This window comes from Mesobacillus jeotgali (assembly GCF_900166585.1).
Classification (GTDB): domain Bacteria; phylum Bacillota; class Bacilli; order Bacillales; family Cytobacillaceae; genus Mesobacillus; species Mesobacillus jeotgali_A.
This window is the reverse complement of sequence record NZ_FVZC01000009.1, coordinates 940,424-953,883: the sequence shown is the minus strand read 5'-3', so window position 1 is coordinate 953,883 and position 13,460 is coordinate 940,424. Positions and strand designations below refer to the sequence as shown.

Sequence of the window (13,460 nt, the reverse complement as noted above, 5' to 3'; positions counted from 1 at the left end):
TCTTTTGCAGCCATGACCACTTTACTTTATAAACTTAATCGATCACTGAAAGAAGCCTTATCCTTCAAGTAACTGCATAATACAATACTTCCCCATTCTCTGTATCTACATAAATTATCCCTGTATCTCCATCATCCGTGTCGTATATTAATGTGCCTTTTGGTAACTTTGTAGCTGATAAGTCCGTAAAAAAACAACTGAATTTTCGTAACTTTTTTGATCTCCCCGATTTTCTTTCCTTTTTTCTTTTTTTCCATTATTTCTTTAAACCAATGTAGCTCAGTAACATTACTATATATCAATCCATTATATTTCAGGATATCTGCATTACCTTCTTGAATAAGAACATTTCTAACAGTCACTCTGCCTCCGTCTGCATTGCAGCCAGTCAGAAACCCTAACTAATGGATATAACAAGCAAAAGCAGTAATTTATATATAATTTATCGCTCCTTACTGAGTTTTATAAAAAAAATATAAAGAACCAGACCAATAAAGAACCAAAAGCATACTAAGACTTTACACAGGGTATACTCAAAAAGATGCTCACATATGGGAGGTTATTTTAGTGAAAGAGAGCTCTTCAACTGAACGTTATATGCCTATGACTTCTACAATGAGCGGGATGATTCAGAATGGCGCAGAGGGTGTATACAGCCTTACTGTCCAAATCGTAAACCTGTGTTTTGTCCAGATTTCCGAGGAACCAGGGGACTGGGTGCTTGTTGATGCAGGGATGCCTAAGTCAGCTGATAAAATCATCCAAGCGGCAGAGGATATCTTTGGAGAAGGAGCTAGGCCAAAGGCAATCATTCTTACACATGGACACTTTGACCATGTTGGCGCGATTATCGACCTGATTGAGCACTGGCAGGTTCCTGTTTTTGCACATCCACTCGAGCTTCCTTATTTAACAGGCCAAAAAGATTATCCAAAGCCTGATGCAAGTGTAGAAGGCGGTCTTGTTGCTAAGATCTCACCTGCTTTTCCGCATGAAGGGATTGACCTTGGAACAAATGTTCAGGCTCTTAATGAAGATGGCACGGTGCAGCATATGTCTGGCTGGAAGTGGCTTCATACTCCAGGGCATACACCTGGCCATGTTTCATTATTCAGGGAATCCGACCGTGTTCTGATTGCAGGGGATGCTTTTGTGACGGTCAAACAGGAATCCCTATACAGTGTTATGACTCAGGAACAGGAAATTAGCGGCCCGCCACGTTACTTGACACCTGACTGGGAATCAGGGAGGACATCAGTTCAAAAACTGGAAGCCCTGCAGCCATCTTATGCCATTACCGGCCACGGAATCCCTATGGCAGCAGGAACATTAAGAGAAAATCTCAGAAAACTGGTTGACGAATTCGATGACATTGCGATCCCAGACTACGGAAAGTTTGTTGATGGTGAAAAATAGTAACTAAGGCTTGCCTTTCAGGCAGGCCTATTTCTTTTTTTATCACTCATTGCTTCTTTCACTGGCCAATTGCTTTTCAAGGAGAATTTTATGTATACCCTTCTCATCAATCTGGGTATCAATCACATCAAATCCATTTTTAATATTCAGTACCAGCATATTACGCCATTTATTCATCGTTTTTGTTTGGACAATCCTGTATCCTTTTTCCAGCAAAAGCTTATGCTGCCTCTTCATTAATTCAGCTGCAATGCCATGTCTCCTAAAATCGGGATCCACCCCGCCTAACCAGCTATAATATTTCTCGCTGGACAGTTCATAACCAATTTTATATCCAATTACATTATCACCGGCCTGTGCGATTATCACCATTAATTCAGGTTTCGCTGCCATTTTTTCGATCAAATCCTCTGAGGCGCCGAAAATTTTCCCGTGCAATTTAATTAGCCCAGCTGAAATCTCATCATTTGGTGCTGAATTGAAAATGGAGTAATGAATATTCAAACTGTTGCCTCCTTTATCCTAAGGCTCATTCCTCTTCATTGTTTTAATAAAAATAATTCCACAAAAATGGCGTTAATCCTCCATGGACTAACGCAGTTGGTTGTTTTTCTTTTTCAGCGCTTTAAAAAGACAGGAGCTGAATCGATATTTTTAATCCATTTATACTCTTGACCGTTCACTCCCTCCTTCATCCACAAATCTTTCCTTTTCCTATTGCTTCGTATCCAAGTGATAAATCTTCCGACTGATTGTGGCTGCCGGTCGTATTCGTTTTTCTCTGGACGGGAAATTTGTCTCTGATCTTCCGTTTTTAAATCAATGGTATATAGGGCAGTTAACATCGTGGGAACAGGGCCCTCATTCCATTCTTTATTTTCTTTCGCCCGAGCTACAATTACCTTGTTCGGAGAGTACCATTCCAAATCAAGATCGACATGTCCTTCTGGTGTATACTGTTTTTGCTGGATTGCTGTCGGCATGTCTGCGATTGTGGCCTTCTTGTTTTCCACTAAGAACCTTCCTTCTCCAGAAATGTACGCAAGTTGATTTGCCGATGGTGCCCATTTGAGCCAGTGTTCATTTCTAAGCATATTTCCAACAGCTTGAAATTGTTCCCCTTCATTGGAGATGACACATAGTTTGTTGCTATCCATCGACCATGAGGCAGTTGGTAAAACAATGAACGCGACCCATTTGCCATCATGGCTCCACTTAAAAAAGTCAGCATCTATGCCAAACAATTCGTTTTCATTTGTCACAATCGTATAAAATGGTTCTACTTTATTTTTATCCAGGTTTGCGTTGACCGGTATTTTATAGAGTGGTATCGGGCCCCAACCGGTCGGACGCAAACTTGATTGTGAGGAAACAATGAATTCTCTCCCATTCGGAAACCATTCGAACCCGCTCACCCCCAGGGATACGTTCTCGAAGCCCATTGGCCTGCCATTGTTCATTTTGGTCACATTTAATACACCATGAGAATTATAAGCTATTTGATTTTGAATCGGTGACCATTTAAAATCAGAGGTTTCTATCTGGTAAGGCTGATAGTTCTCTTTTTCCTTGGTATCATAAATGTACAAGTCTGATTTCTCACCCTTTTCATCCCCATCTATATATGCAATGAACCGTCCATCATACGACCATTTGGGTGAAAGCACATATCGGCCCCTGGTCACCTGTATTTCCTGGTCTCCCGTTTTGATCCATAACTGATGATCACGGACAAAAGCAGCAGTGAGCGGTGCTTCAGCACTAACTTCCATCGATAAAAGAAAACTAATGAACACAACAAGTAATACTTTCAACCTCAAGATCATCCCTCCTCTTTATAGAGTGTCCTGTTAAATGACAAGGATTCTTTTAGAGTGGTTATTTCTCTTAAAAAAGGGTAATAAATGTGTATGCTAACAATCTTGCTTGCTAAGTACCTTTTGCTGAACTTTCTTTTTTCTTAGGTTAAAGGAGGGTTTTGCGGGAGGTGGTTACATGAGCAAAATCTATGGAATACCCAAACTGGCCGCATATTTGAACTCGGCAGGCTATCCGCTTACCGAGGATCAAATCCAGCAATTAATAGCTGAGAAAGACATCCCGCACCTGAGACCCACTAAAAATCTTTTTGTCTTTAATTCAGACCATATTAATTGGTGGATTCAGACAAAGCGGCCGGACCATAGATAAAAACCCTGCATTTGCAGGGTCAGCTTGTGGAGAAAGGTACTATTTTTTTCTTCCACAAGCTTTTTTTATTGGGTAACTTTCTTTTTTCATGGACATATTCACTTACTGAATTAGGAAACGACTGATCGCCACCATTATCCTAGCTTAGCTAGGTGTGTGGCGATCTTTTTTATATTCTGACACGCTGCAGTGAGTAACACTTGCTCACTCGCATTGTGTAAGCCCCGCAACCGGCAATAGCGAAGCCCATGCAGTTCTTTCGAATCTGCGAAGCTTCGCTCGACTTTTTCTTTTCTATATTTATAAAGCATTTTTCCGGAGAGGGAGAGTCTGTTTAGGCGGACCTTTTCCTTGAAGTCCTCCCACACATGACGAGTTATGACCTTTTGTTTATTTTTTGATCTTGTGCACTCCTTCAGGAGTGGGCATTCTGAACATTTTTTAGAGTCGGACTTATATTCACGGTATCCATCTCTTGTTGTGGTGCGGTAAACCAACTCTTGGTCATTAGGACAAGTATAGATGTCTTGTTCTTTGTCATATGTAAACTTCCATTTTGGGAAAAGACCTTTTGTTGGCTGATATCTCCGATGGGCAATTACACCAAAAATACTTCGGTCGTGTAGACCTTTACAAATTGGATTTGTTAAATATCCTGAGTCGAGCGCCACAGCTTCTACTTTAAATCCAAAACGATCAATTTGACGATCCAATCTAGAAAGGTAAGGGACAGAGTCATGGACATTTCCAGGTGTTACATAGGCATCTGTTATGATATTAAACTTCATATCTGTTGTTCGGTGGTCCAGATAACAGAACATTTCCTGCTTATTATCTCTGGACATGAAGCCACAATCAGGATCGGTTGTACTTTTTCGAATTTCCTTGGTCTCTGTCACCTCCTCTCTTTCTTTTAGTGCTTTTTTCCGTGGTTTGTTCTATCTTCATCAACAGCTTTATTGAGTTCTTCTATGTATTCCCTAGTCTCGATTTCGATTTCTTCACGAGTAAATTTGTGTTTATTTGCATTGGCTTTAAGGTGAGTGGAGTCAGTAAATAACACCCTTCCACCCACCATTTTATGATTAATGGCCAGAAGGACAATTTCATCAAAGATCTCTTGAAAGATGTTCGTATCCTTAAAACGTTTTCGTCGATTCCAACTGATTGTCGAATGATCTAGTACTGGATCATTCAGCTTTAAACCCAGGAACCACCTGTAGGCAACATTCATCTGAACTTCCCGTTCTAATTGTCGTTCAGAACGAATGCCATAAAAATAACCAATGAACATCATCTTAAAAAGCATAATAGGGTCCGAAGGGCGACCGTTATTCTCAGAATAAAATGGACGGACTTTTTTCTCGATAAAAGAAAAATCTATGTACTTATCAACCTTTCGTAGAAAGTGGTCCTCAGGGACCAAGTCTTCAATGAAAACAAATTCAGCTTCATTTTGTGAATCTCTTCTAGGTCTGAACATCCAATCCACCATCCTCAGTAGTATTACTAATATTATAACAAATTAACGCGGTGAATTGATGAAGTTATTAATAAAAAATATAGGCTGTCGAGAGTTTCTCGACAGCCTGACCCTGCATTTGCAGGGTTTTATAATGTCAAGATTATTAGATTACCTGAGGGATCCATTGTAATAAAAGTATCATTTTCTTAAAAGATAAAGCGCTTCAATCACAAGGTGATCGGAATAACTAAAATGCAATCAAATTCCTGAGAAATGCTGGACGATTTTGGCTAAATCAGAAGGTTCCGGCAAAAGCATGGCGAAGTGATATTAGCCGGTAGTCCTCCCCTGCTTGGGAACACATCATCCGGTTGTTCAACCGTCAACAAAACCGTTTTCCCATCTGCAGTGAAGCTTGCGTAACGATCCTCTTTTTTTATGGCTCTTTTCTCAAACTTGTTGCTATTGATGACAAAATAGGATGGAATTGCCTAAGTTTCTGCACAAAATGAACGCTTATGAAGAGAAAAGAGCTTGCAAACTTAGTACCGACCTACAAAATGGACATAATCACGTTAAAATCGGCTTTAGGATTTTAACAACAATCTTTACGAAAACAGCCTTTTTCATTAATTCAAAATCCAATAACCTTTTCAAAAAAGCGATTGAACGCTGTAAATCTTGCACCTTCAATTTTCTTGCCCTACATAGGTAAAAGGCTTTAGATGAAAATCCATGCACAGAGCCTCCAATAAATATAGTTACTTTAAGTAAGTTGGTGTATAATTAAAAATTACTAAATGCAAGTAACTTTTTTAACTCTTTTAATCAAAAATTGTTTATAATAGGTTGTAAGGAGTTGGTTTCATGGATAAGTCAATATGTCCTAGATTTGAAAAAGCCATGGGAATTTTAGGCCAAAGATGGACAGGGTTGATTCTATATCAGCTCTTATCAGGCCCTCAGCGCTTTTGCACAATAGAATCATCAGTTGGAGTAAGCGGCAGAGTCCTTTCTGAAAGGTTAAAAGATCTGGAAAGCGAAGGAATCGTCAAACGAGAAGTATTCCCAGAAACACCTGTAAGAATAGAATATTCCTTAACCGATAAAGGCCAGGCATTAGAACCGTTAATGAAAGAAATTGAAAACTGGTCGCAAAGTTGGCTGGAAAAATAGAGGAGCAAAGGGGCCGCCCTTTGCTCCTTTTATGTTGTGGATCGAATACGAGTTTAATTCCATTTTAGGTGAATTCATGTCAGTCGAAGTTTGATTTGATATGATTTGAGGAATTTTTATTAAAAGTTAACCCAGCCATAATATCAGTTGAAGTCGATTTGTTGCCAGATGGATTCCTTCCATTCTCGTTATCTAGATATAATCCCTGTTTATATGAATTTAATCTCTGTTGTAGCAATTTAAATCCCTGTTTTGGCAAATATAATCCCTTTTTCGGTTAACAATACAGTTCCGAAAATATATCAACGGTTTCAACGATTTTATTAACGGTTGAACGAGTTTTATTAACGGTTGCCCCACTCTTATTAACGGTCGACCCAGGCTCAATTCCAATCGCATAAAAAAAACTGAACCAAAATAAATCTGGTTCAGCTTCTAGTAAATTCTACAACCGCGGATCGACTCTATCTTGCTCCATTGCCAGAGTGGCCAGAACGCATTCATGAACTCTTTCGATGGATTCTTTGTTCACGAAGCGGTGGATTCCTTCGATACCCAGTGCGAATTCCTTCAATGCAAGTTTTTGCTTTTTGCCTGTATTGCGTTTCTTAAGTCTTATTAGGTTTTCAGGCTGTAAATAGTCCATGCCATAAATGATTTTCAGATATTTGCTGCCTCTGACCTTGATGGCTGGCTGGAGCAGTTGTCCTTTGCTTCGCGCAATATAACGCTCCGGTTTAATTACAATCCCTTCGTGCCCGTCCTTTGTAATTTTTTCCCACCATTCAATCACTTCTGCCTCACTCGCCGGGCTGTCGATAATCTTGTACTCCGTGGTGACAAACAAGCTTGAGCAGTGAGCAAACTGGTGGTTCATTTTCATATGCCATTCATGCGTTTCATTAAAAAACGTCATATCGCTGTGGGCAAGTACATGAAATGGTGCGATCTGGATATCGTCCAGCGTGACTACATCCCAGCAATACCCTTGAAAAACCTCCGCGAATTCTTTTGCATTGGTCAATTTTTCATCGTATTCCTTTAGCCACCTCATGAAATCCTCTTTATCTTTTGCCGCCTCAGCTAACTTTTCGTACATCACCGAACGATCCATAATCGCATTTTCGGCAACATGCGCGTACTGCTTACTGATCAGTTCCTTTGCCTTCAGGTTCCACGGCATGATTTCAGCGTCAAGCAGGACATAATCCGTCTGATGCCTGGCAAAATACTCATGACTATGCAAATCGTCATTTAATTTGTGGATAATCTCTTCTTCTAGTTCCTTCTCGAAAAACCTTCTGCCAGTCCTGGTATAAATGACACCCAGTGTCTCAGCACCAACATGTTTTTTCGCAGCTTCATGATCCTTGAACAGTAACAGAATCCCACGGCTGCCCATATGCTTTTTCTCCGCAACCATTTTTTCGATGCCATTGCTTCGATAGTAGCGGATTGCCTCCGCTGGATGCTCAAGGTATTGTTCCAAAGGAGATGGTGCCGGCGTCGGGCTCATTGTTGGCGGTATATAAAGCAGCTGTTCAATTGGAATCGTGTAATGCGAAACTGTATCAATTGCAGGTTTTACAGTTTCTGCCGGAACGGCAATCTCGCCAAACTCGTCGGTCAGTACGGAATAGCCCTGCAGAAATTTACCGATATTCGGTTGATTCAGGCGCTTTCTTTCCCATTCATGCAACGGATTATCATCTGCTCCAGAATAATCTTCTCTCGCCTTTACTGAGACAATCTGTTTTTCAGGATAACGGAAGGCAGTAAGATTTCCCCCGAATACGGCCCCCTGATCAATATTGAGACTGTTATTGATTTTGAGCGGCTGTGGCTTCGGATCATGCCCCCAGACAATAAGCTGGCTGGTTTGATGCCCAATAAACCAGTCTTTTCTAACCGGTTTCCCTTTTTCATTAAAGCCATCAGTATCTCCATAGCGGCAAAAATCACTGACTTCAGGCGACTGCTTGCCAATATACTCATCTTTAATACCTGCATGAGCACAAACAACTGTAGGAATCCCGTTCTTTTTTAAAATATAATGGGACGGCGACTTGAGAAGGAAATCCTTCAGCATAAATCTCCACTCGGATGCCGCTTCTGCCCCGTACTCTTCTTCATACTGCCAAAATTCCTGCTCAACCTTTTCATCGCCATGCGAGAGGGTTACCTTCTTCCCATCAAGCCATCTAGCAATCTTCCAGCCATGATTACTATCAATCATGTACGCCAGCCCTTTTTCGACATGTCGGTAAAAGAATATCATGCTCCTGAGGGACTGAGGACCACGGCTCATCACATCCCCAATTGAAAGGAACCTCCTGCCCTCAGGATGCAGATAAAGATCCTCATTATCCTTTTTGTAGCCTAGTTTTTCTAGAAGTTCGATCATTTCATCATAACAGCCGTGGATATCACCGATGATATCAATCCCAGCTCCGACTTCGAGTTCAAGCGGATGACTGCGCCTAGTCAGTTCAATCTCGTCAACTTCCTTCACAAAGTATATTGACCTGATTCCTTCTTTTTTCATAAAACGCTTTTCCCGCGTGAATACCTGGTATTGCTGCTTGATACGCCGTTTGCTTCGTGGATTTGCCCGCTGCTCATCTCTTTCAAGAAGTACTTTTTCAGGTACATCAAGAACGATCGATACAATCGGGACATGACTTTCCCTTGCCATCGCAATATATCTTTTCCGATCATCAGGCTGAAGGTGGGTCGCATCCACAAGTGTTAACTTGTTCAGCCTGCATCTGGTTCGTATCAAACTATCCATCATCTCGAAAGCTTCCTTTGAAATGATGCTGTATTCATCAAACAGGATATCTGCTTCTTCCTTTGGTATGTTTCTCCAGTCCACGAATTCCTTGTCACTGACCAGTTCACGGAACTGGTCGGAACTGACTACTTCAGAAGGAGCTATTTTTCCTTGCTCCTGCCATCGCTTCAGCAGGGTCGTCTTGCCGCTGTTTGAAGGTCCGACAAGAAGCACGATTCCTGTATGAGGTAAGGCAATTCTCATTTTGAAACCTCCTTTCTTTTAAAAATGCACATTTGAGTTGGAGAACCGAATTGTTCGTTCTCCTCGCCAATACTGTTGAAGACCAACTCGTACTCCCCTTTGCTATTTCTCTCTTTACACCAGGCCTCGAACTCTTTCCTTGTCCACTCAAAACGATGGTCCCCATGCCTGAACTCCGTATCCATTGCATAAAGCTGGTTGTATTCCCTGTTCGGAGTAGTGACCAGAAGGTTCTTTGGACGATAATCATGGAGAATTGTTTCAAACACTTTCGGCAGCCGATCCACGTCGATATGCTCAATCACTTCGCATAAAATGATCACGTCTTTCCCCTTCAGGCGGTCATCATAGTAAAAAAGCGATCCCCATAGCTGGGTCGGTTTAACGAAATCCGCCTTACCTTCATACTTAGTGAATCGCTCCATTGCTCGCAGCGATGCTTCTTCAGAAGGTTCGACGGCAAGTATTTCCTTGACACCGGGTATAAAACCAAGCCTGGCACTCAGCTTTCCTTCACCTGAACCAAAGTCCACAATGCTTTCCTTATTCTCCAAATCCCTGATAAAGTCCACAATTTTTTCATAACGCAAATCATTTAGACGGGTTTTTTTAGCTCCTGGTTCAGCCACAGCATTTTCCTGGACTTCTACCAGCTCATATACAGTTTTAAAGCGCAGCGCCTGCTTTAAAATAAAGGACTTTTTTGGGTGGTCATCAAGCCATCCCTCGCCATAACGTTCGATTTTTTCAATTTCTTTCTCATCTATATAATAATGCTTGTAATTGTCCAGTACAGGTACGAGCACAAAAATCTGCCGCAAAGCCATCTGTAATGTAGACATCCCATTTAAAGTAATGAACCTGACAGAGCTTTTGGATTTCAGGTTAATATTGTACTCGATTTCTGGCCGGTTAATGACCACATCAAATCCGAGCGGAGCGAACAGCTCAACGATTTGTTGATCCGACAGGCCAGAGGCCACCGGGCCAAAACTCAGTTCAAGGTCAAAAGGATGCTTCACCCACTCGCCATACTCCTCCTTTGGCTGTCCGTTAAGAGCCGTCCCAAGGGCATTTCTAATCAAAGAAATGAAAATACTGCTGACCGCAAACTCCCGGTCATTTATGTAGTGAGTAATGTCATATTGATTAGCTTGATTTTTTACCAGTTCAAGAGAATCAGGCGCAACGAACACGGTTGCTTCAACCTCGTGATTGGTAAAACGACTGAAAAACATCCTTACAGCATGGCCTTTTTGGTGTCTTTCATAGATGTTATGGGGGTTTTTCGCCAGCAGATGGGAAATCACCTGAACATTTTCACCAACAGCCCGTATCGTTAATTGCATAAAGCACCTCTTCTTCCATTTGCTGAATTTACTATATCATTTAGCCTATTATTATGGAATATGAGGTTTTTGACATTTTTCCCGGCCAAAAAAAAGCGTTTATCCTTTAAGAAAAACGCTTTTTGGCAGAGTCTCTTCGCCTAACACAATTGTTGGAAAGTGGCAGCCGTGTCGCGTTTACTAACAAGGCTTTTCATATAATAGAGTTGGCTATCTCAACTAATTTCTCAGTAGTCACCTTATTAGCTGCCCTCTTGTCAATACTCAAAATGTATTGCCAGCCATCTCTTTCAAAAACCAGCAAGTTGAAGGTTGTCACACATGTATAGATTGCTTTTGTTCCATTCTTGAGTTTAAGCGTGTCTTTGGCTTTCATTTGTATCCTACATCCAACAGGGCGGATATCAATCTTGTAATGGTGTTCAGCAAACTCTTCATTTATTAAAACGACTTCTAAAGAGTCATTTCTGTCTCCTTCCATATCATTGAATCTTCCAAAATAATGAGTGAATGTTACTTGTGGTACTCTCATAGGAAAGTTTTATGTCTTTTTTAAAATGTTGTTCAAATTCTGAAACTGCCTCTTCGTTTGTTTTACAACCTATTTCCCGGTAGATTTTTTCTTATGACTGAACATTAGCTGCATAAATTGACCCACTATTCATCCCGTATATAGTAAAACTTAAAATGAGTAAGACGAATAACTTCCTATACACAAATATCACCCTAATATGATTTTAGGTTAAGTTTCCCTGGTTTTTCAGAGTCTATTCTTATTAAAATATGACACTTCCCTTCTTTAGATTTTCATACATTTATCACATTTACAGCTTATTATGATTTAGAAACTAATTTGAAGAATGGAGTCTAATTGTTATGAAGAAATTTTTGACTGTTTTTATCGCGATTATGTTTCTGTTGACGGCTTGTAATACTGATCAAGATAGAAAGGAAAGTTCACTTGAAGACCCACCAGAACTTCTGGAAGTTTCAATCGTTGTTCCTGAAAAAATTGAAATTAATCAGGAGGTTACAATAAAAGCTCATGTGAGTCAGGGTGAGGAGAAAGTTACCAATGCAGATGAAGTGAAATTTGAAATTTGGAGATCCGGACAGAATGACCATGAAATGACACCTGCGAAAAACGAGCAGGATGGGAACTATTCGATCAAAAAAACATTCACAGAAGGCGGGAATTATTTTATCGTGGCTCATACTACAGCCAACCGGATGCATAGTATGCCAAAAATAGAAATCATTGTAGGTGGAAACGAATTAGGAAGCAGCCATGAGGAAGGCTCGGAAAATGAAAAAAACACCGAACACGAACATAACGAACATCATAATAGCGAAGTTTCCTTTGATTTTACTGCACCCGCGGTGATTAAAAGCAAACAGCAAGCGGAGCTAGCCGTGAAGATTGCTCAACAGGAAGAGATTGTTTCGGGAGCTCGTGTCCGTTTTGAAATCTGGAAAGAGAAAGAGACAAATCATCAGTTCATCGAGGCCGAGGAAATTTCAGCTGGCACATATTCCACTAAATACACCTTCCCAGAAGACGGCCGCTTTCATATAAAAATTCATGTCGAAAAAGGGAATATCCATGATCATACAGAAAAATCGCTAGATGTAGATTCAAATTAAAATTCAATAGATTATAAAATGCTCACAAATAAGTGAGCTTTTTTATAATTATTTAGCCGCAATTTATAATTCTTTGCTTAATATCTCCCCAGGCAGCCCCTCAATTTCACACAACTTCAATGAAATAAAGCCATTATTAATTAATATTTTTCTGGATGGTATATTTTTAGGATCAATAATCGCAGTTAACCGTTTTACCGCTGTTCTATTTGCTTTCCGAATGAGAATTTCCGCAATCTCACTCCCATACCCCTTGCCCCAATGTTCAGGAAACAGCATATAGCCTAACTCCGCTTCGTCTATTTTCTCTTCATTTAAGACCAAACTTCCGAGACCTATAAATTCATTAGTTTTACAGTAGCCCAAATATGTATCTGTTTTATTCTGTATTCCTTTTTAATCAAACCAGTCGTTTTTTGCACAATATAGTTGTACCATAATTTTCCTTATGCTATTCTTTTAAAATAAAGCCATACGTTAAAGGGGAACGATCGTGAATAAGATAACACTCGCAGAAGCTGTTAAGCTGAAAAGTGTATTGGCAAAAAGAATCCGTGAACTTGAAGAAGAAATGGACAGGGTCGCCTTTGTGACAATTGAAAAGGGCAGCGATATTCCCAAGCAAACTAGAACCCTTACAGATGTAGAGCTGGAAATGGAAGAAGTACGCAATGATTTTCGTTTGCTGGATAAACTCGTGTACAGGGCCAATATAGACAATGAGATTCACTTCAACAATGAAACTATAACCATTGTGGAAGCAATTGAGCTCGCCACGCAGCTGCGTGCCCAAGCCAGGAAAATGAAAGAATTGGCAGCCGCTTCAAAAGAAGAATCGGCGTACTCCTACAGTGAAACAATCATAATGGTCCGGGCTGCAACCTATGATCCGGAAGTTTACCGTCTAAAGGCTTTGGAAGCGGAACGGCATGCTAACAAGTTGTCCAATTTGATCAATGCAAAAAATTATTCGATAGAATTGGATTTTGATAGCGAAAAGTATTTTTAATCCTTGGAGGAGTGAGACTCCCCTTCAAGGGATAGAAGGAGAACCTTTTACCATCTAATAGTAGATAAGGAATGGCCAATGGCAAACCAATGAACATTGACCACTTACTATGTCACCCTTAACCTATTACCTACTTTGGCAAATTGACGGTCGCTGACCAAAATAGTCCCTTGA

12 protein-coding genes and 1 pseudogene are annotated in these 13,460 nt (G+C 40.5%); 5 read left to right on the top strand and 8 right to left on the bottom strand.

Annotated elements, in window-relative coordinates:
• The first annotated feature begins 597 nt into the window (after positions 1 to 597).
• Positions 598 to 1,416 (top strand): MBL fold metallo-hydrolase, encoded by an 819-nt coding sequence (locus B5X77_RS14870; protein ID WP_176167417.1) that lies wholly within the window; start codon positions 598 to 600, stop codon positions 1,414 to 1,416.
• A gap of 42 nt (positions 1,417 to 1,458) precedes the next feature.
• Here B5X77_RS14870 and B5X77_RS14865 read toward each other — a convergent pair whose 3' ends face one another.
• Together B5X77_RS14865 and B5X77_RS14860 are read right to left on the bottom strand one after the other, a co-directional pair.
• A complete protein-coding gene (locus B5X77_RS14865) occupies positions 1,459 to 1,920 on the bottom strand; it encodes a GNAT family N-acetyltransferase (protein ID WP_079508751.1) in 462 nt (153 codons plus the stop codon).
• Between the two features lie 113 nt (positions 1,921 to 2,033).
• The gene (locus tag B5X77_RS14860) at positions 2,034 to 3,236 is read right to left on the bottom strand and encodes a TolB family protein (protein ID WP_139378367.1); all 1,203 of its coding nucleotides are present in this window, start codon (positions 3,234 to 3,236) and stop codon (positions 2,034 to 2,036) included.
• A 175-nt stretch (positions 3,237 to 3,411) separates the two neighbouring features.
• On the opposite strand from B5X77_RS14860, the gene B5X77_RS14855 reads away from it, so the two are divergent.
• On the top strand, positions 3,412 to 3,606 hold the full coding sequence (locus B5X77_RS14855) for a hypothetical protein (RefSeq protein WP_079508749.1): 195 nt from the start codon (positions 3,412 to 3,414) through the stop codon (positions 3,604 to 3,606).
• Positions 3,607 to 3,740: 134 nt separating this feature from the next.
• On the opposite strand, the gene B5X77_RS14850 is transcribed toward B5X77_RS14855, so the two are convergent.
• Positions 3,741 to 5,089, bottom strand: a protein-coding gene (locus B5X77_RS14850) for an IS1182 family transposase (RefSeq protein ID WP_139378312.1) whose coding sequence is annotated in 2 segments (ribosomal slippage) — positions 3,741 to 4,525 and positions 4,525 to 5,089 — 1,350 coding nt in all. Because the reading frame shifts where the segments join, the coding sequence is not laid out codon by codon here.
• A gap of 243 nt (positions 5,090 to 5,332) precedes the next feature.
• Positions 5,333 to 5,490 (bottom strand): annotated as a pseudogene (locus B5X77_RS24020) (glyoxalase); the annotation flags it as partial.
• Positions 5,491 to 5,938: 448 nt separating this feature from the next.
• Here B5X77_RS24020 and B5X77_RS14845 point away from each other — a divergent pair.
• Positions 5,939 to 6,247 carry a winged helix-turn-helix transcriptional regulator gene (locus tag B5X77_RS14845; RefSeq protein WP_079508748.1) on the top strand — a complete coding sequence of 103 codons (309 nt, stop codon included), beginning with the start codon at positions 5,939 to 5,941 and terminating at the stop codon, positions 6,245 to 6,247.
• A 445-nt stretch (positions 6,248 to 6,692) separates the two neighbouring features.
• On the opposite strand, the gene B5X77_RS14840 is transcribed toward B5X77_RS14845, so the two are convergent.
• The 3 genes from B5X77_RS14840 to B5X77_RS23050 form a co-directional block, all read right to left on the bottom strand.
• Entirely contained in the window at positions 6,693 to 9,284 is a 2,592-nt protein-coding gene (locus B5X77_RS14840; protein WP_079508747.1) for a polynucleotide kinase-phosphatase, read from the bottom strand.
• Positions 9,281 to 10,633 (bottom strand): methyltransferase domain-containing protein, encoded by a 1,353-nt coding sequence (locus B5X77_RS14835; protein ID WP_079508746.1) that lies wholly within the window; start codon positions 10,631 to 10,633, stop codon positions 9,281 to 9,283. The genes B5X77_RS14840 and B5X77_RS14835 overlap by 4 nt, the downstream gene beginning before the upstream one ends.
• Positions 10,634 to 10,826: 193 nt before the next feature.
• A complete protein-coding gene (locus B5X77_RS23050; protein WP_139378366.1) occupies positions 10,827 to 11,114 on the bottom strand; it encodes a hypothetical protein in 288 nt (95 codons plus the stop codon).
• A gap of 395 nt (positions 11,115 to 11,509) precedes the next feature.
• Here B5X77_RS23050 and B5X77_RS14825 point away from each other — a divergent pair, with 395 nt between their 5' ends.
• Positions 11,510 to 12,277, top strand: coding sequence for a FixH family protein (locus B5X77_RS14825; RefSeq protein WP_079508745.1), 768 nt, complete (start codon positions 11,510 to 11,512; stop codon positions 12,275 to 12,277).
• A gap of 63 nt (positions 12,278 to 12,340) precedes the next feature.
• Here B5X77_RS14825 and B5X77_RS14820 read toward each other — a convergent pair whose 3' ends face one another.
• Entirely contained in the window at positions 12,341 to 12,667 is a 327-nt protein-coding gene (locus tag B5X77_RS14820) for a GNAT family N-acetyltransferase (RefSeq protein WP_079508744.1), read from the bottom strand.
• Between the two features lie 103 nt (positions 12,668 to 12,770).
• Here B5X77_RS14820 and B5X77_RS14815 point away from each other — a divergent pair, with 103 nt between their 5' ends.
• Positions 12,771 to 13,286 (top strand): hypothetical protein, encoded by a 516-nt coding sequence (locus tag B5X77_RS14815; RefSeq protein ID WP_079508743.1) that lies wholly within the window; start codon positions 12,771 to 12,773, stop codon positions 13,284 to 13,286.
• Positions 13,287 to 13,460 lie beyond the last annotated feature (174 nt).